General features: G+C 67.1%; 17 protein-coding genes. 9 read left to right on the forward strand and 8 right to left on the reverse strand.

Annotation, left to right across the window (positions count from 1 at the left end; translation table 11 throughout):
• Positions 1-47: 47 nt before the first annotated feature.
• The 3 genes from ACFWUP_RS12175 to ACFWUP_RS12185 form a co-directional block, all read right to left on the reverse strand.
• Positions 48-698 carry a Uma2 family endonuclease gene (locus ACFWUP_RS12175; RefSeq protein WP_379233468.1) on the reverse strand — a complete coding sequence of 217 codons (651 nt, stop codon included), beginning with the start codon at positions 696-698 and terminating at the stop codon, positions 48-50.
• A gap of 102 nt (positions 699-800) precedes the next feature.
• A complete protein-coding gene (locus ACFWUP_RS12180) occupies positions 801-1,757 on the reverse strand; it encodes an electron transfer flavoprotein subunit alpha/FixB family protein (protein ID WP_379233470.1) in 957 nt (318 codons plus the stop codon).
• 42 nt (positions 1,758-1,799) lie between these two features.
• A complete protein-coding gene (locus ACFWUP_RS12185; RefSeq protein WP_379233472.1) occupies positions 1,800-2,585 on the reverse strand; it encodes an electron transfer flavoprotein subunit beta/FixA family protein in 786 nt (261 codons plus the stop codon).
• 188 nt (positions 2,586-2,773) lie between these two features.
• Here ACFWUP_RS12185 and ACFWUP_RS12190 point away from each other — a divergent pair, with 188 nt between their 5' ends.
• The 5 genes from ACFWUP_RS12190 (at position 2,774) to zomB (ending at position 8,880) form a co-directional block, all read left to right on the forward strand.
• Entirely contained in the window at positions 2,774-3,562 is a 789-nt protein-coding gene (locus ACFWUP_RS12190; protein ID WP_379233474.1) for a class I SAM-dependent methyltransferase, read from the forward strand.
• Positions 3,559-5,103 carry a 1,4-alpha-glucan branching protein domain-containing protein gene (locus tag ACFWUP_RS12195; RefSeq protein ID WP_379233476.1) on the forward strand — a complete coding sequence of 515 codons (1,545 nt, stop codon included), beginning with the start codon at positions 3,559-3,561 and terminating at the stop codon, positions 5,101-5,103. The genes ACFWUP_RS12190 and ACFWUP_RS12195 overlap by 4 nt, the downstream gene beginning before the upstream one ends.
• Positions 5,100-6,353 carry a glycosyltransferase family 4 protein gene (locus tag ACFWUP_RS12200; RefSeq protein WP_379233478.1) on the forward strand — a complete coding sequence of 418 codons (1,254 nt, stop codon included), beginning with the start codon at positions 5,100-5,102 and terminating at the stop codon, positions 6,351-6,353. The genes ACFWUP_RS12195 and ACFWUP_RS12200 overlap by 4 nt, the downstream gene beginning before the upstream one ends.
• A 117-nt stretch (positions 6,354-6,470) precedes the next feature.
• Positions 6,471-6,800: a hypothetical protein gene (locus ACFWUP_RS12205; protein WP_379233480.1), complete on the forward strand. Its 330-nt coding sequence runs from the start codon at positions 6,471-6,473 to the stop codon at positions 6,798-6,800.
• A 277-nt stretch (positions 6,801-7,077) separates the two neighbouring features.
• Positions 7,078-8,880, forward strand: a complete 1,803-nt coding sequence (gene zomB / locus ACFWUP_RS12210; protein ID WP_379233482.1) for a flagellar motor control protein ZomB — start codon at positions 7,078-7,080, stop codon at positions 8,878-8,880.
• Positions 8,881-8,909: 29 nt separating this feature from the next.
• Here the strand turns inward: zomB and ACFWUP_RS12215 are convergent, their stop codons facing one another.
• Positions 8,910-10,208 carry a putative glycoside hydrolase gene (locus tag ACFWUP_RS12215; RefSeq protein WP_379233483.1) on the reverse strand — a complete coding sequence of 433 codons (1,299 nt, stop codon included), beginning with the start codon at positions 10,206-10,208 and terminating at the stop codon, positions 8,910-8,912.
• Between the two features lie 213 nt (positions 10,209-10,421).
• Here ACFWUP_RS12215 and ACFWUP_RS12220 point away from each other — a divergent pair, with 213 nt between their 5' ends.
• Positions 10,422-11,420, forward strand: a complete 999-nt coding sequence (locus ACFWUP_RS12220; protein WP_379233485.1) for a polysaccharide deacetylase family protein — start codon at positions 10,422-10,424, stop codon at positions 11,418-11,420.
• Between the two features lie 75 nt (positions 11,421-11,495).
• Here ACFWUP_RS12220 and ACFWUP_RS12225 read toward each other — a convergent pair whose 3' ends face one another.
• Entirely contained in the window at positions 11,496-12,788 is a 1,293-nt protein-coding gene (locus ACFWUP_RS12225) for a PQQ-binding-like beta-propeller repeat protein (protein WP_379233487.1), read from the reverse strand.
• Positions 12,789-12,909: 121 nt separating this feature from the next.
• On the opposite strand from ACFWUP_RS12225, the gene ACFWUP_RS12230 reads away from it, so the two are divergent.
• Together ACFWUP_RS12230 and ACFWUP_RS12235 are read left to right on the forward strand one after the other, a co-directional pair.
• Positions 12,910-13,656 (forward strand): acyltransferase, encoded by a 747-nt coding sequence (locus ACFWUP_RS12230; protein WP_379233489.1) that lies wholly within the window; start codon positions 12,910-12,912, stop codon positions 13,654-13,656.
• Between the two features lie 54 nt (positions 13,657-13,710).
• Positions 13,711-14,250: a DUF1697 domain-containing protein gene (locus tag ACFWUP_RS12235; RefSeq protein ID WP_379233491.1), complete on the forward strand. Its 540-nt coding sequence runs from the start codon at positions 13,711-13,713 to the stop codon at positions 14,248-14,250.
• Between the two features lie 9 nt (positions 14,251-14,259).
• Here the strand turns inward: ACFWUP_RS12235 and ACFWUP_RS12240 are convergent, their stop codons facing one another.
• Positions 14,260-14,454 (reverse strand): hypothetical protein, encoded by a 195-nt coding sequence (locus tag ACFWUP_RS12240; protein ID WP_379233493.1) that lies wholly within the window; start codon positions 14,452-14,454, stop codon positions 14,260-14,262.
• A gap of 41 nt (positions 14,455-14,495) precedes the next feature.
• Here ACFWUP_RS12240 and ACFWUP_RS12245 point away from each other — a divergent pair, with 41 nt between their 5' ends.
• The gene (locus ACFWUP_RS12245) at positions 14,496-15,164 is read left to right on the forward strand and encodes a Uma2 family endonuclease (protein ID WP_379233495.1); all 669 of its coding nucleotides are present in this window, start codon (positions 14,496-14,498) and stop codon (positions 15,162-15,164) included.
• Between the two features lie 14 nt (positions 15,165-15,178).
• Here the strand turns inward: ACFWUP_RS12245 and ACFWUP_RS12250 are convergent, their stop codons facing one another.
• Entirely contained in the window at positions 15,179-16,477 is a 1,299-nt protein-coding gene (locus ACFWUP_RS12250) for a class I SAM-dependent methyltransferase (RefSeq protein ID WP_379233497.1), read from the reverse strand.
• The gene (locus ACFWUP_RS12255; RefSeq protein ID WP_379233499.1) at positions 16,478-17,455 is read right to left on the reverse strand and encodes a class I SAM-dependent methyltransferase; all 978 of its coding nucleotides are present in this window, start codon (positions 17,453-17,455) and stop codon (positions 16,478-16,480) included. It lies immediately after the preceding gene.
• Positions 17,456-17,469: the final 14 nt, after the last annotated feature.

Below are 17,469 nucleotides of genomic sequence, written 5' to 3' on the forward strand. Positions count from 1 at the left end.
ACGATCAGACCGTCACCGATCCCGCGTCGGCCAAGGCGACACGTTGCTCAGAAGTCCAGTGCGGGCCAGAGGATTTCGATGGGGAACGGGTAGGGGAAGGAGATTCCCGCGCGCGCGTCAGGGGTCCACTCGCCCGCCAGGAGGTAATTCGCGTTGCGGAGGGGGCGCACGCCGGGCGGGAGTTCGGCGTGTCCGACCTCGAGAATGTACACGCGAAGTGCACCGATGCCGGTGAGGTCCGGCGTCAGGTCGACTTCCCAATACGAGGGGATTCCCGCGCTCGCGTAGCGGGCCTTCTTCGCTTCCATCTCAGCGGGCGTGTTCGACGGCGACAGCACTTCACCGACCAGCACGACCTCTCCAGCCCGAACATCAGCGCCCGGCGGCAGGCAACGGTGCACGAGAAAGTCCGGGGTGACGAAGTCGGATTTCCCGGCGTGGCCGAAGAAGACATTCGTCTCGAGGTTTCCTCGCCAGCACCGTTCGGGATGCGCGGACATGTCATCTCGGGCGCACCGTTCGAGTTCGTTGGTTAGACGGCGCGTCGCTGTCTGGTGCTCGCCCGGCCCCCGACGCACCCAGACAACTCGCCCATCCCATAGCTCGATCTGATCAGCGACGTCCTCGGGAAGTTGCTCCAACTCTTCCCACGTCATGAATTCTGGCAGGCCAGGATGCTCGACACCGGGTAGGGACATAGCGTCATCGTAGTCGCCACCAACGACAACGGCCCGCGAAACCTGCCTGCGCGTGAGCGGCAACAGGAATCGCGGGCCGAGGTCAACTCAACCGCGAGGAGATCAGCCCTTGTGGGACTTCACGGCCTCGGTCAGCTGCGGGGAGACGTTGAACAGGTCGCCCACGATGCCGTAGTCGGCGATCTCGAAGATGGGTGCTTCCTCGTCCTTGTTGACAGCGACGATGGTCTTCGAGGTCTGCATGCCGGCGCGGTGCTGGATGGCGCCGGAGATGCCGAGGGCGATGTAGAGCTGCGGGGAGACGGTCTTGCCGGTCTGGCCCACCTGGAACTGGCCCGGGTAGTAGCCCGAGTCGACGGCGGCACGCGAGGCGCCGACAGCGGCACCCAGCGAGTCGGCCAGCGCCTCGACGACCGCGAAGTTGTCGGCGGAACCGACACCGCGACCACCGGAGACAACGATGCTCGCCTCGGCGAGATCGGGGCGGTCGCCACCGACGATCGGGTCACGCGAGACGACCTTCACGACGCCGTCTTCCTGCGCCGGAACCTCGACGACGACCTGCTCGCCTGCACCGGCCTGCGGAGCGGACTCGATGGCGCCGGGACGGACCGAGATCACCGGCAGGTCGCCGGTGGCCTTGGCCTCGACGGTGAACGCGCCACCGAAGATGGAGTGCACGGCGGAGCCGTCGGCGTTGACGCCGATGACGTCGACGAGCAGACCGGAGCCGATGCGCGCGGCAAGGCGGCCCGACACCTCCTTGCCCTCGGCGGTGGCGGCGACGATCACGGCGGCGGGTGCGGCGGACTCGGCCAGACCGGCGAGCACGTCGACCTTCGGGGTGACCAGGAAGCCTTCGATGTCGTCGGACTCGGCGACATAGATCTTCTCGGCGCCCGCGGCGGCCAGCGCGGCGGCCAGCTTGTCGGCGGTGCCGGCCGGGCCGGTGACGACGGCGGCGGGCTCGCCCAGTGCGCGGGCGGCGGTGAGCAGTTCGGTGGTGACCTTCTTGACAGCACCGTCGGCGTGCTCAACGAGCACAAGTACTTCAGCCATTAGTTCTTTCTCCTCGGAAATCGCAGCAGTCTCGGTGCCGGATCAGATGATCTTCTGACCGATGAGGTAGGACGCGATCTGGTTGCCGCCCTCGCCCTCGTCCGCGATCTTCTCGCCCGCGGTGCGAGCCGGCTTCGGGGTGGCACTGGTGACCTGGGTGCCGGCGTTGGCCACACCCACGGTCGCCGGGTCGACGCCCAGATCGGCCAGGGTGAAGACCAGAACTTCCTTCTTCTTCGCGGCCATGATGCCCTTGAAGGAGGGGAAGCGCGGCTCGTTGATCTTCTCGTTGACCGAGACGATCGCGGGCAGCGACGCCTCGAGCTTGAAGACACCCTCGTCGGTCTCCCGCTCGCCGGTGATCTTGTCGCCGTCGACGGTGAGCTTGCGCAGGTGGGTCAGCTGCGGGATGCCGATGTACTCCGCGATGATCGCGGGCACGGCACCGGCGCGGCCGTCGGTGGCCTCGTTACCGGCGATGACCAGTTCGACGCCCTCGACCTGGCCGAGAGCGGCGGCCAGCACGTAGGCGGTCTGCACGGCGTCGGAGCCGTGGATGGCCGGGTCGTTGATGTGGATGGCCTTGTCGGCGCCCATGGACAGCGCCTTGCGGATGGCCTCGTTGGCGCGGTCGGGACCGGCGGCCAGCACGGTGACCTCACCGCCCTGTGCCTCCTTGATCAGCAGCGCTTCCTCGACGGCGCGCTCGTTGATCTCGTCGAGGACCGCGTCGGCGGCTTCCCGGTCGAGGGTGTAGTCACCATCGGTCAGCTTGCGCTCGGACCAGGTGTCGGGGACCTGCTTGATGAGTACGACGATGTTCGGCATCGGTCTTCGTCGACCTCCTTCTGGGGACACGTGTGTGGTGGGGCCGCACGAGCTGGCGCCGTACGTCCAGGTGAGATATCTAGCTCAGTTCGGAACACTACCCTACGCTAAGTTACCCGTGGGTAACCTATTTGCGCAACAGGTCCCTGACTCCTGCGCGGACCGGCGGTACCAGTAACCTCGGAGCAATGAGCGAGGCTGTGATCCCTGCCGCACCGGTGGCCGCCACACATGAACCACTGCCGTTGACCGGCGAGCGGACGGTGCCCGGCATCGCCGAGGAGAACTACTGGTTCCGTCGGCACGAGATCGCCTACGCCCGCTTGCTCGACCGCTGCACCGGCAAGGTCGTGCTCGAGGCGGGCTCGGGCGAGGGCTACGGCGCGGACATGATCGCGGGCGTCGCGCAGCGCGTCACCGGTCTGGACTACGACGAGGGCGCTGTCGCCCATGTTCGCGCGCGCTACCCGCGCGTGGAGATGATCCAGGGCAACCTCGCCGCGCTGCCCCTCGATGACGAATCCGTCGATGTCGTGGTGAATTTCCAAGTCATCGAACATCTTTGGGATCAGGGACAGTTCCTGCGCGAGTGCCTGCGCGTGCTGCGTCCCGGCGGCGTACTGCTGATCAGCACCCCGAATCGGATCACCTTCTCCCCCGGTCGCGACACCCCGCTCAACCCGTTCCACACTCGCGAACTCAATGCGGCCGAGTTGACCGAACTGCTCGTCGACGCCGGGTTCACCGTCTCCGAGATGCTGGGCGTGCACCACGGCGCGAGCCTCAAAGCCTTGGACGCCAAGCACGGTGGGTCCTTCATCGAGGCCCAGATCGAGCGCGCGCTGGCCGGTGAGCCGTGGCCCGCCGACCTCACCGCCGACGTCGCCGCCGTGACCATTCACGATTTCGACCTGCGCGAAGGCGATATCGACGCGAGCCTGGACCTGGTCGCGATCGCCGAAAAGGCAAGGCGTTGACCGACTCCCGCTCCGCCGTGCCGGGCCAGTTCACACTGGTCCTGCACTCCCACTTGCCGTGGCTCGCCCATCACGGGCGTTGGCCGGTCGGCGAGGAATGGCTCTACCAGTCCTGGGCCGCGTCGTATCTGCCGCTGGTCCGGGTGCTGAAAAATCTTGCCGCCGAAGGGCGTTCACACCTGTTGAGCCTCGGCATCACGCCGGTGCTCGCCGCCCAGCTCGACGATCCGCACTGCCTCGCGGGCATGCATCACTGGCTGGGCAACTGGCAGTTGCGCGCCGACGAGGCGTCGATGTCGGGCAATATTGCGCTCGGCCGTCACGAACATCGCCTTGCCGCAACGGCTTTGGCCGATTTCGAACAGAACTGGCAGCACGGCGGTTCACCCGTCTGGCGTTCGCTGATCGACGCCGACGCGATCGAACTGCTCGGCGGCCCCCTCGCCCACCCCTTCCAGCCGCTGCTCGACCCACGCATGCGCCAGTTCCAGCTCACCGAAGGCCTGGCCGACGCGCAGCTGCGCTGGGGCACCACCCCGACCGGCATCTGGGCGCCCGAATGCGGCTACACCCCCGGCATGGAACAGGGCTACGACGCCGCCGGCATCACCCACTTCATGGTCGACGGACCGTCGCTGCGCGGTGACACCTCCCTCGGCAGGCCTGTGCGCGATGCCGACGTGGTCGCCTTCGGGCGCGACCTGGCCGTGAGCTACCGGGTCTGGTCGCCGAAACAGGGCTACCCCGGCCAGAGCGCCTACCGCGACTTCCACCACTACGACCACGCGACCGGCCTCAAACCCTCCCGCGTCACCGGCAAGACCGTCGACGGACCTGACAAGGCCCCTTACGATCCCGAATTGGCGGCCGAAGCGGTCACCCGCGACGTCGCCGACTTCGTCGAGACTGTCCGGGCCCGGCTGATCGAGGAGTCCGCGCGGATCGGCAGGCCCGCGCTCGTGGTGGCCGCGTTCGACACCGAACTGTTCGGGCACTGGTGGCACGAAGGCCCGCAGTGGCTCGAGCAGGTGCTGCGCGCGCTGCCCGAAGCGGGCGTGAACGTGGGCACCCTCGCCGATGCCCGCGAGAACGGCTACGTCGGCGAACCTGTGCAGCTCAACGACTCCTCGTGGGGTTCGGGCAAGGACTGGCGGGTCTGGGCGGGCGACCAGGTTTCCGACCTCGTCGAGCTCAACGCCGACATCGTGCGCCTCGCCCTCGACACTCTCGACAAGGTGCGCCGCGACGGATCCCTGCGCGATCCGGTCGCCGACCAGTTGCTGCGCGAGGCGATTCTCACCGTCTCCAGCGACTGGGCGTTCATGGTGAGCAAGGACTCCGCCGCCGGGTACGCCCGCGATCGCGCCCACGAACACGCGCACGCCGTCCGCGAGCTCGCCGAGGCGATCGGCGCTGGCCAGTTCGCCAAAGCGGCCCGACTCGCGGCAGGATGGAACGCGGCCGACGGATTCTTCCCTGGTCTGGACGCGCGGCGGTTGCCGACCGCTGTCCCGTCGGCCGCCGCTGAAGGAATTCGATGAAGATTTTGATGGTGTCGTGGGAGTACCCGCCGGTCGTGGTCGGCGGGCTCGGGCGGCATGTGCATCACCTGGCCGTCGAGCTGGCCGCGGCCGGTCACGAGGTCGTTGTGCTGGCACGCAGGCCGACGGGGACCGATTCGGTCACCCACCCCACGCACTCCTACATCGCCGACGGCGTGCTCGTCGTCGCGGTGGCCGAGGACCCGCCGTGCTTCGACTTCGGCGAGGACATGCTCGCCTGGACCCTCGCGATGGGGCACGCGATGGTGCGGGCCGGGGTGGCGCTCGGTAAGCCCGGCGTGGGCGAAGGCTGGACACCTGATGTGGTGCACGCGCACGACTGGCTCGTCGCGCACCCCTCGATCGCGCTGGCCGAGTACTACGACGCGCCGCTCGTCTCGACAATCCACGCCACCGAAGCCGGCCGCCACAGCGGCTGGGTGTCGGGCCGGGTCAACAAGCAGGTCCACTCGGTGGAATGGTGGCTGACCAACGAATCCGATCAGCTCATCACCTGCTCGACCTCCATGCAGGACGAAGTCGACCGGCTCTACGGACCCGAACTGGCCCCGATCACGGTGATCCGCAACGGCATCGACGTCGGTTCCTGGACCTTCCGCCCCCGCGCACCGCGCTCGGGCCCGCCGCGCCTGCTCTACGTGGGCCGCCTCGAATACGAGAAGGGCGTGCAGGACGCGATCGCCGCCCTCCCCCGCATCCGCCGCGCCCACCCCGGCACCACTCTCACCGTCGCCGGCGTCGGCACCCAGTTCGAGTGGCTGCGTGAACGCGCCCGCAGCCACCGCGTGGCCCGCGCCGTCCACTTCGTCGGCAGCCTCGGCCACGACGAACTCCTCGGCTGGCTGCACGGCGCCGACGCCATCGTCCTACCGAGCCGCTACGAACCCTTCGGCATCGTCGCCCTCGAAGCCGCCGCCGCCGGCGTGCCCCTGATCGCCTCCACCGCAGGCGGTTTGGGCGAAGCGGTCATCGACGGCGTCACCGGCGCCTCCTTCGCCCCCGCCGACATCGACGGCCTGGTCGACGCCACCCGCGCCGTCCTCGACGACCCCGCCACGGCCCAGGACCGCGCCTTCACCGCCCGCGAACGCCTCACCGCCGACTTCGCCTGGGACGTGGTAGCCGCCGAAACCGCCCAGGTCTACACCGTCGCCAAACGCCGAGTCCGCACCTCCCTCGGCCGCCCCGACATCGTGGAACGCCCACTCCCGGAACGAGATCCGAAGTAGCGCCGATCTGGCGGGGCGCCTACTCGAACTCGTGGCTGTTCCGGCCGGAGTTCCGAACCGGATCATCCACGCAGACCAGCTGAGACGAAAGTTCCACGACTACCTGAGGTGATTGCGATGCCGACGACCAAGAAGAAGACCACGGCCAAGCGCACCCCACGACGGGTGGCTGGTCGGCCTACCCCTGCCCCCCGTTCGCCGAAGGCGGATGCTGCGCCCCGTCACGACGACACCGGCCTCGACCAGCTGGATCCGGCCACCACTCACGCAACCGACGCAACTCACTTCCGCCGCATCATCGCCGCACGGAAGAAGGTCGCCGAAACCGAGGCAGAACTGCGGGATGCGGTACGGGATGCGCACGCGGAGGGTAACTCCTGGACCGTCATCGGCACGGCATTGGACACAACCCGCCAGGCCGCGTTCCAGCGCTCCGGAAAAGCCTGACATCGTCGGCGGTAGTCCGGATTCTCCGGCCAACGTCACCACGGCCACCGGCTCCTTCTACAGCGGGGTGGTGCAACCGCTGCGCGAGTGGGTGCCGGCGGCTCCGAAACCAGCCGAGGTCAGCTCGAAGGAAAACAGCCGAGTGGTCCGCGACGCCAGGGCCGCGTCGGCGCTCGTGATGACCCCATGATTGCGGGCAGACGCTTGCCTGATCGCGCGCTACGGTTCGCCAGTGGGTAATGGGGGCGTACGGGCATCGTGGGGACTGTCGCGTGCGGTGCTTGTCAGTGGAATTCTGTTCACCGCTTCGCTTTTCGCCGTCGGGGGGTGGGAGCGGCGTTGGATCGCCGACGATGGGTTGACCGTGTTGCGGACGGTGCGCAACCTGTTGGCGGGCAATGGTCCGGTCTTCAATGTCGGTGAACGCGTGGAGGTGAACACCAGTACGGCGTGGACGTATCTGCTGTGGTTTCTCGGCTGGCTGACGCAGGCACGGCTGGAATATGTGGCGCTCGGCATCGCGCTGATCCTGTCGGTCGGGGCCGTCGTGTTCGCGATGGCGGGCACGGCGCGACTCTGGGAGGGCAGCGGTGCCCGGTTGCTGCTTCCGGCCGGGGCGATCGTCTACATCGCCGTTCCGCCGGCTCGCGACTACGCCACCTCGGGGTTGGAGTCGAGCCTTGTCATCTGCTGGCTGGCAGTGCTGTGGTGGCTACTGATCCATTGGGGCCGTTCCGAGACAGTGCGCCCCACAACACTTTTCGTGCTGTCTTTCGTCGCGGGTCTGGCGCCGCTGATCCGGCCGGAGATGTCGCTGGTCGGGGCGCCAGCCTTGCTGATGCTCTGTTGCGCTCCTCATCCTGGACGTCGGCAGTGGGTCCATCGCGTGTTGATCGTCGTGAGTGCGGGTTGTGTTCCGGTCGCGTACCAGATCTGGCGGATGGGCTATTACGGTCTGCCGTACCCGAATACGGCGGTCGCCAAAGACGCGGGTGGTGCGAAATGGCACCAGGGGTTCGTGTACCTGTGGAATCTGGTCGGCCCGTACTGGCTGTGGGTGCCGCTCATGGCGCTGGGTATCGCAGCAACGGTCATGTGGCCACGAAACAGCGCGACCACCTGTGGTACGAAACCCACTCTGCGCGAACGTCTTCACGAGTTGCGCAGTTGGCTGAGATCTCCTGCCGCAGTGGTCGCTCTCATGCTCGGCAGCGGCATCCTGCTCACCATCTACGAAACCCGTGTCGGCGGCGACTTCATGCACGGCCGCATGTTGCTGCCACCGCTTTTCTGCCTGTTACTGCCGGTGATGGTCCTTCCACTGAAAACCGTTGCTGTACCGGTTGTTTCGAAAATTCCGCAGTTGATCCTGCCCGCCACTTTCGCCGTGACCATCGGCTGGGCGCTGTGCGCGGCCGACGTCACCGCGATCGACTCCAGCAACAAGATCACCCCCACCGGCATTGCCGACGAGCGGCTCTACTACATCCAGACCACCGGGCACGAACACCCCATTCGCGCAGAGGACTACCTGGACTACCCGCGAATACGGGCCATGATCAGCGAGATCGCGCGAAACCCGAACGGCGGACTGCTGATCAACTCGCCGACGTGGACCTGGCAGGTCGTCCCGCCGCCGACAACCGGTCCCGACGGCGCCGCCGGGCACACCGTGTACTTCATGAATCTCGGCATGATCGGCATGAACACGCCGCTGTCGGTCCGCGTCGTCGATCCGATGGGTTTGGCGTATCCGCTTGCCGCACACACGTTCCGGTTTCCCGATGCCCGCATCGGTCATGACAAGAACCTCGACACCGACTGGGCTGTCGTCGACGCGGGTATGGCAGCCCAACATCCGCTGCTGCCACTGTTCATCGACGAAGGCTGGGTGGCCCGGATCCGCACCGCACTGAGTTGCCCCGGGACGCGGGATCTGCTGGCCGCCACCCGCGCCCCGCTCACCGCTGACCTGTTCCTGCGCAACATCTCACGATCGCTGGAATACGCAACGTATCGCATCGACCGGGTGCCGGAGCACGAGATCGCGCGGTGCGGTGTGGGCGAAACACCGAGTTAGTGTCCACGACCGCAGGTGGGCAACGGGCGTCAGGCAGGTTGGAGGCCGCCGCCGTGGTAGCGGGTGGCGGCGTTCCAGAGGAAGAAGCTGTCGATGCCCGCGTCTCGGGTGGCGTCTATCTGGGCTCGGAGTTCGGCGTCGCCGTAGGTGACGCCGAGGCTGAAGTCCTGGAGCCAGGGGGCTACTTTCGCGCCGGTGCCCGCGGTGGCCGTCACGAAGTCCTGTAGGGAGCGGAAGATGATGTCGTAGGGCTGGGCGTTGGGGTTGGCTACGCCGTATTCGCCTGGGCCCCAATGGGATGGGTAGATCATCGGCGCTACGAAGTCGACGCTGCGCGACATCAGGGGGATGTTCTGGGCGATTTCGTCGGGGCGGGTGGAGGCGATGCCGTAGACCGCGGCGCTCACGTGTGCGCCTGCTTGGTGAATCGGGTAGCGGCTCTGGGCGAGGAACGCCGCGACCGCCTCGGTGGGGGTGCCGGTGAGGCCGGCGAAATTCATGCTGGTCAGGCTGCCGTCGGGGCGGCGGACGTAGTCGAACATGACGCCGTCGAAGCCGAGCTGTGCGGCTTCTACCGCGAGATCGATGTTGTATTGCCGCACTTGTGGATTGGCGAAGTTGGTGAAGGCGATCGGGCCGTAGTGGCTGGAATAGGGCTGGCCGGAAGGGTTTTGGACAACCCAGTCGGGACGACCGTTGTGCCAGGCCCAGTCGGCGAGTGTCGGATCGCGGAACGCGACGATACGGCCGACGACCTGCAGACCCATGTCGTGCAACTGTCCGAGGGCCGCGCTGGCATCGTAAATTGCGGTGGCCGCGCCGGATTCGCGTGCGAGAGGTACCTGCGAGTCGTAGCCGACGACGCCGTCCTCGTCTTTGATATCGAGCTGCACGGTATCGATGCGACCTTCGCGAGCGAGATCGAGAACGGCTTCACGCAAGCCTTCATGTGACCAAGCATGGGCGGTGACGTGCACGGCCCGCATCCGCGGCAGGTCGACTCCCGCGACGACGATGCTGCTGCTCTGATTGCCCGCGGCATCCACCGCGACGACCTCGACGGCGGGCGCCCACGGCACCGAGATCTCGAAGGCCCCGTCCGGGCCGGTGGATACCGTCGTCGGGCCGATCGAGACTCGTACCGCGTCGACAGCGTTGCCCCGCACCACAATCGGCGCACGATACGAACGGGCCGGTTCAGGCGGTGTCACCCGCAGTGTCAGCGGCACGGTGTCCACCGCAGCCACCTCGGCGGATCTACCCAGCGCGAATCCGGCCAACAGCGCCGCCATCACCACTGCGAGTACGGCACCGGCGGCGATTGCCACCCATCGCCGTCGATCGACCGACAGGAGCCGCAAAACCAACGCCCGGAGATGGTCGTCATCGGCCGAGTCGCGCCTATCGGACCCGTAAAGCTTCACCTCGTCCACACCAACTTCCACTACCGTTGTCGGGCCCACTATCCCGCAGTTCCCGCACGGTCGCCGGTTATCGACAAGATCAAGAGAAAACCTTTGCGGGCGCGTTATATTGGCCCGATGGCGGGCTGCTCGAACTCGATGATCCGGCTCGTCCCTGCGCTCTTGGTCGCGGCAACGCTCACCGCCTGCACGGCAACATCCCCACCTGCTCCGCCCGAACCACCCGCCGCGACGACAACGAAACCGGCACTGCCGAACCCGGCCGAGATCGCCGCCAACGAACTCGGATTCGTCCCGGTCCTGATGTATCACCAGATCGCAGCTGACCCGGCAGGCGAATACGACCAGACCCCACAGGAATTCCGGGACGAACTGGAACGGCTGTACCGCGAGGGCTACCGTCCGGTGACTGCCGCGCAATACATTTCGGGCGACCTGGATGTACCCGCAGGTACCCACCCGGTCGTCCTCACCTTCGACGATTCCACCCGCAGCCAACTCAGCTTCACCGATTCCGGCGCGGTGGCACCGGACAGCGCTGCGGGCATTCTCGCCGAGTTCGACACCCGCTACCCGGACTTCCGACCGGTGGCCACCTTCTACGTCAACAACGACCCCTTCGGCGGCGACCCGCGCGCACTACCGTGGCTGGTGGCGAACGGTCACGAAATCGGCGCGCACACAGCCGATCACGCGAATCTCGCGAGCCTGGACGCCGACGGCGTGCAACGCGAACTGGTACAGAACATCCGCGCGGTCACCACGGCCGGAATCACCGTGCGCACCATGGCATTACCGCTCGGCGTCTACCCCCGCGACAAAACGCTGGCCTCGGCGGGCAGCTGGGACGGCACGTCCTACCGCTTCGACGCCGTGATGCTGGTGGGCTCCAACCCGGCCCCCAGCCCGTACGGGAAGGTCGACCCCGGCGCAGTGCCACGCATCCGATCCGGCCGGGGTGCGGTCCCGTTCGATTCGGCCCATTGGCTCGACTGGCTCGCCGCCAACCCCGACCAGCGCTACACCGCCGACGGCGACCCGACGCGCATCTCGTTCCCCAGCCGGCACGCGACGGAAGTCAACGCACACTGGCTGGACCGCGCCAACCCGTACTGACGCCACCCTCCACTGCGGCCATCCGGCGCTGTCGCGACCCCGTAGGTCAGTCCGTCCGAGGAGCGCTGTCGCCCGTCAGACGTCCGGCGTGAAGGCGAAGATCTCGCCGAGGCGAGTGGCGACGACGACTTCACCTTCGGGGCCGATCGAGGTGCCCGTGGTGGTTCCCGTGGCGGCGGGCAGCGGATCGGAGTCGATGGTGTTGCCGTTGGTCGTGTCGAAGGTGATGAGGTTGAGGCCGGCGCCGATCGCGGCAACGGTGTAGCCGATATCGCCCGCGGTTTGCGCAGGGGCGCCACGGAGCGCGAGATCCTTTCGCTCCCAGACGATTTCGGCCTTGTCATTACTGTCACGCAGGGCGGTCAGGTAACCGTCATCGCCCGCGGGGATGATCAGGTCACCGGAGACGGAGATGCCGCCACGGGGCGCCCAGGACAGGGGCTGAACCCAGCGGGTAGCACCGTCGGCGGCATTCAGGGCGATCAGGCGCTTGCTGTTGTCGCCGATGTAGACGGTGTCGCCGTCCGCGGAGAGGGCGGGGCTGGTCGCGCTGCCGCCGGTGAGGATCTCGGCGTTCCACTCCTGGGTCACGGTGCCGTCGGCGTAGCGCATCGCGCGCAATGCGGCGGCGGGCTTGCCCGGCTCCCAGACGGTGACGAAGAAACGACCGGTCGACGGGTCGACGGCGGTGGTATTGGCGACGGCGCAGCGCGGCCCGCCGACCTGGCAGTCGTCGAGTCCGTCACCGGAAGCGGGGCGGGTGAGGCCGGGGTACTGCAGGAAATCGGGTTCGCCGAGCAACTGCACCGTCGGCACCTCACGACCACCGGTCTGGCGGCTGAGCACGTCGACCTGGCCGGACTGGGTCACCGTCAGCACATTGCCGTCACCGGTGAACTGGATCGCCACCGGCACACCCGCAACGGGCGTGCGCCAGCGCGGCTGACCGAGGTAGTTGAAGGAGTTCACCGCGCCGTCGTCACCGACGTAGACATTGGTGACCCCGTCGATCACGGTCGGCGCGTCGATCGTCGACGGTCCGAGCGGGTTGCAGAAGCGTTTGCGGCCGGTGAGCATCTGGAACGAGAAGATCGCACAGTTGCCGGTGCTGGTGGTGACGAACATCTGGCCTTCGGCGCCGATCGTCAACGGCTGGGCGATCGGTCCACCCACCGGACGTGACCAGCTCAACGACACCGAGTCCGCACCCGTCACCGGGCTGTTGCTCGCATTGGTGCCGCCGTGATGCGTTGCGGGCCAACCTTTTCCGGCCCCGACGGTGATGTCGTCCACATCCGTGCCGCACCCGGCCAGCGCCACCACACCGGCGGCAGCGAGCGAGGCGACGACGCGAGTCCGAGTTCGCACCTGCTGATCTCCCTGTTTAGTCGGGGTATGGCACGGTAAGTGTGCCTTGCGAAAGTACTCTGTGTACCCGATGACCGAATCCTCGGGGCTGGCCCGGCGGATCATGACGGGAGACTAGTTCGTGACGAGCATGTGGGGCGCGCCGTTGAGCGCGCGCTGGCGTGGTTCACGCCGCCGCGATCCGCAGCAGGCCCGATTCCTGACCGGGGATTCGCTGCGCTGGGTGCTCGCCAACCGCGCCTACACCCCCTGGTACCTGGTGCGTTACTACCGTTTGGCCAAGTTCCGCCTGGCCAACCCGCATATCGTGCTGCGCGGAATGGTCTTCCTCGGCCGCAATGTGGAGATCCACGCGACCCCGGAATTCGCCCGCATGGAAATCGGACGCTGGGTCCACATCGGCGACGGCAACGCCCTGCGCTGCCACGAGGGCTCGCTGCGCATCGGCGACAAGGTGGTGTTCGGCAAGGACAACGTCGTCAACACCTACCTCGACATCGAGATCGGCGAGTCCACGCTGGTCGCCGACTGGTGCTATATCTGCGACTTCGACCACCGCATGGACGACATCAACATGCCCATCAAGGACCAGGGCATCGTGAAGAGCCCGGTCCGCATCGGTCCCGACACCTGGATCGCCGCCAAGGTGACCGTGCTCCGCGACACCAGGGTGGGCCGTGGGTGCGTGCTCGGCGCGCACGCGGTGGTACGTGGGGATGTACCCGACTACAGCATCGCGGTCGGCGCGCCTGCCAAGGTCGTGAAGAACCGCAAGGTCGCCTGGGATGCGAGCGCCGAGGAGCGTGCGGCGTACATGGCGGCACTGGCCGATATCGAGCGGAAGAAGAACGCCGCCGCCAAGTCCTGACACGGCTGCCGCCGACGATGGTTTCTGTCGGTGGCGGTCGGTACGGTCGGCAGCGTGGAGAGCTATGCGGCGCTGCTGCGCGGGATCATGCCGTCCAACCCGAACATGCGCAACGAGAAACTGCGCGGGGTGTTCGAGGGGCTCGGCTTCGAGAAGGTCGCCTCGGTACTCAGTAGCGGCAACGTCGTCTTCCGCACAGCCGACGACCCCGCCGACCTGGAAGCCCGCATCCAGCAGGCACTCAACACCGAACTCGGCATCCCCGGCGGCACCATCATCCGCAGCCACCCCGAACTGCGCGCCCTCCTCGACCGCGACCCCTTCGAAGGCCTCCCCCACGAACGCGGCTCCTACCTCACCGTCACCTTCTTCAAGAAGACGATGCGCGAAGCCGACACCAAGGCCTTCGACAACGACCCCCTCATCCGAGTCATCGGCTACGACCGCAGGGCCCGCGCCTTCCTCACCGTCATAGACAACAGCTCCGGCAAAACCCCCGACTTCATGGCGAGCCTGGAAAAGACCTACGGCAAGGACATCACCACCCGCACCTGGCTCACAGTGCAGCGGGTCGTGAAGAAGATGGAAGGTTAGGGCGTCGGCTCAGTCGGCAAAGGCGAGGCCACGCGCCGCCAGCTCCTCGCCGAGGATGCGGATGGATTTGGGCCCGATGCCGTGGATGGCCAGCAGTTGCTTCGCACTGACCTCGGTCAGGTGGGAATAGGTGGTGTAACCGTGCGAGGTCAGCTCGCGGGTGGCCACCTTGCCGATCCCCCTGGGAAATTCCGATTCCGTCATCGCACACCTTTTCTGTCAGCTCGGCTGGCTAGCATTGGATCATGTCGACGCCGCGTGTTCAGCGCCCAGAGCTTCCCGCGACCATGACGTGGGACGAGCTCGAGCAGTTGCCCGCGGAGATCGCCGAACGGATCGAGCTCCGCGACGGCGTGCCGGTGTGGATCGCCGACGAGGTGATGTTGCGGCACGGGCCGGCTGAGCACCAGCGGTACAGTCGCCGATTCACCAATGCGCTGGAGCGGCGGGCCCGCGCGCACATGGCCGCCGATCCCGATGTCTGTTGGCAGGTCGATCTGGAGACGAACGTCTTCTTCCGGCCGGACAGGTCCAGCTTTCTCACGCCGGATTTCATGATCTTCCGCTGCCTACGCGACGAATTCGACTGGGTCCACGCTGATGATGTACTGCTCGCCGGCGAAGTCCTGTCCCCCGCGAACACACCCAAAGCGATCGAAGCGAAGAAGCGCCGCTACGCCGAAGGTGGCATCCCCTGGTACTGGGAAGCCGAACTCGCACCGAACCCGCGCCGCGTCGCCGTTGTCCGCGCCTACGCCCTCTCGACCGACGAAGTCCATCTCCCCCAAGGGGTTACGCCGTTGCGGAAGGCGAACTACATCCTGACCGGTGAATGGCTCGCCGATGAACACCCCGGCGTGCAGACCGCGCATCCTTTCCCGATCGACATTCCCTGGACAGAACTGGCGTTCTGACACCGCAGCAACAGTCAGTGGATCGTCGGTTGTGCCGCGTGGGCGGTACACAGGAAAACTGTTGCGGTTCGGCCGATTCGGGTGATGACCAAGCTGTAGGGGCGGGTGCCGCGTAGCTTGAGTTTTTTGCGTAGTGCGTCGGGGTCAATGTCGACGCCGCGGATGAGAATCTCGAGCGCACCGCAGTCGCGTCGGGTGAGTTCCTGGCGCAGGGTTTTCTCTCGAAGTTCGAAGCGGTCTTCGATGTGGAAGCCGCGGGTGCCGGCGGGGACGATGTTGCCGGTGAGGTAGGCGATGCGGGGATCCAGTTGCCAAAGGCCGTGTTTGGCGGCGTAGTGGCGGACCAGGCCTGCTCGGACTACGGCTCCGTCGGGGTCGATGATCCAGTCTCCCGGGGGGAGGTCGGGGATGTCGTCGGGGGCGGCGTCGGTGAGAGTTGTTGTGGTGCCTCGGGAGTCGAGAACGGTGGCGCGGCGGGTGACGGCGGGGGTGGTGAGGCCGGGGGACCAGAGGCAGGCTTCGCGGACGGCGCCGTCGAGGGAGACGATTTCGACTTCGCCGTCCCAGGCGAGACGGTCGAAATCCAGGCCGGGGGCAGATTTCACGGCGATGTCGCGGCCCGCGTAGGCGGCGAGCAGATCCGGAAGTGGGGGTTGGAGTTTCGCGGGGTCGTAGGTGCGGCGGCCGGCTGCTCGGCGCGCGGGATCGGCGATGATCACGGTGTCGCGGGTGGTCGGGGTGAGGGCATCGGCCTTGGCCAGCACGATGTTTCGGTGGCCGACTCGCAGGCGGTCGAACGCATCGCGCCCGGCGGTGGGTTCGGCGGCAACGAACGCACCGTTGTCGCTCGCCTGAACAAACTCGATGTCGCCGGTCGCTGACGGGGGAACGGTGGCGAGGTTGTGGGCGGCCATCGCCAAGCGCACGTCGTCCAGATCGCTCCCGATCACGGCCGGACAGACCTCGGCCAACTCAGCGAGCTCAGCACCGATCGAACAGGTCACGTCGTGCACCGCGCGACCGGCCAACCTGGCTGCCCGATGCCGGGCGACCAGCGCCGGTGTGGCCTGCTGCAGCGCGTCGTCGGTGAACAACCACTCCCCCGCCGTGGGTAGCTTCACCACGGCCTTGCGACGCAATCGCACGGTCTCGATCAGCGCGGGCGCCAGTTCACCGTGCGAGCGACGCACCTGCTCGATATCGCGCAGGTGCGTCGCGGGGGTCAGCTCCAGCCGGTCGACCTCGGCGAGCGCGGCACGGCCTGCCGCGCTCGCGAGATAGGCGACGTCGTCGCGGCCGAAGCGGTAGCCCACCTACTTCTGCGCCGCGCCCGGCTTCACGCCGGTGATCATCGCGTTATAGAAGAACTCGCGCGGCACGACCTTGCGCAGCACGTTCTCGTCGAGCCAGCTCAAGCCCAGCCACGCGCGGTACTGGGCCATGCGGTACGGCATGGTCAGCTTCTCGTCGGGGACGGCGGCCTCGAAGGTGCGCACCGGCCAGCCCCACAGGGCGGCGGCGAGTTCCTCGGTGGTGGCCTTCACGTCCACGGCACCGGCCGACTTCGCCATCTTCTCGAGATCGCTCGGGTCGAAGGTGTGCAGGTCGACGACGGCCTCGAGGGCGGCGGCGCGGGAGGACTCGTCCAGCTCGGTCTGCGGGCGACGCCAACCGGACAGGAACGGCAGCTTGGTGATCTCGGTGGTCACCTTCCAGGTGGCCTGGCCGAGGCGGCGGGCGTAGATGTTGCCGATGGTGGTGGGCTCACCGGCGAAGACGAAACGTCCGCCCGGCTTGAGCACGCGCAGGCACTCCTTGAGGGCCAGTTCCACGTCGGGGATGTGGTGCAGCACGGCGTGGCCGCAGACCAGATCGAAGGTGTCGTCGTCGTAGGGGATGGTCTCGGCATCGGCGACGCGACCGTCGACATCCAGGCCCAGGTGCTCGGCGTTGCGCAGCGCGACCTTCACCATGCCGGGCGAGAGGTCGGTGACCGAACCGGACTTGGCGACACCGCCCTGCATCAGGTTGAGCAGGAAGAATCCCGTGCCACAGCCGAGCTCGAGCGCACGCTCGTACGGCAGCGGAGCCGGGCCGACGGCGAGGTCGAACCGGCCGCGGGCATAGGCGATACAGCGCTCGTCGTAGGAGATCGACCACTTGTCGTCGTAGGTCTCCGCTTCCCAGTCGTGGTACAGGACCTGGGCGAGTTTGGTGTCTTTGCGCGCTGCTTCGACCTGGGCCGCGGTGGCGTGGGGGTTCGGCGCCGGGTCGTCGGGATGGACCGTCATACCCGTCAGCCTAA

This window comes from Nocardia sp. NPDC058658, from assembly GCF_042716665.1.
GTDB lineage: Bacteria > Actinomycetota > Actinomycetes > Mycobacteriales > Mycobacteriaceae > Nocardia.

Coding starts and splice junctions, on each gene's coding strand:
- ACFWUP_RS12185 (WP_379233472.1), bottom strand. CDS start 2,585: ATGCCGAACATCGTCGTACTCATCAAGCAGGTCCCCGACACCTGGTCC.
- ACFWUP_RS12175 (WP_379233468.1), bottom strand. CDS start 698: ATGTCCCTACCCGGTGTCGAGCATCCTGGCCTGCCAGAATTCATGACG.
- ACFWUP_RS12200 (WP_379233478.1), top strand. CDS start 5,100: ATGAAGATTTTGATGGTGTCGTGGGAGTACCCGCCGGTCGTGGTCGGC.
- ACFWUP_RS12220 (WP_379233485.1), top strand. CDS start 10,422: ATGGCGGGCTGCTCGAACTCGATGATCCGGCTCGTCCCTGCGCTCTTG.
- ACFWUP_RS12255 (WP_379233499.1), bottom strand. CDS start 17,455: ATGACGGTCCATCCCGACGACCCGGCGCCGAACCCCCACGCCACCGCG.
- ACFWUP_RS12205 (WP_379233480.1), top strand. CDS start 6,471: ATGCCGACGACCAAGAAGAAGACCACGGCCAAGCGCACCCCACGACGG.
- ACFWUP_RS12240 (WP_379233493.1), bottom strand. CDS start 14,454: ATGACGGAATCGGAATTTCCCAGGGGGATCGGCAAGGTGGCCACCCGC.
- ACFWUP_RS12190 (WP_379233474.1), top strand. CDS start 2,774: ATGAGCGAGGCTGTGATCCCTGCCGCACCGGTGGCCGCCACACATGAA.
- ACFWUP_RS12180 (WP_379233470.1), bottom strand. CDS start 1,757: ATGGCTGAAGTACTTGTGCTCGTTGAGCACGCCGACGGTGCTGTCAAG.
- ACFWUP_RS12245 (WP_379233495.1), top strand. CDS start 14,496: ATGTCGACGCCGCGTGTTCAGCGCCCAGAGCTTCCCGCGACCATGACG.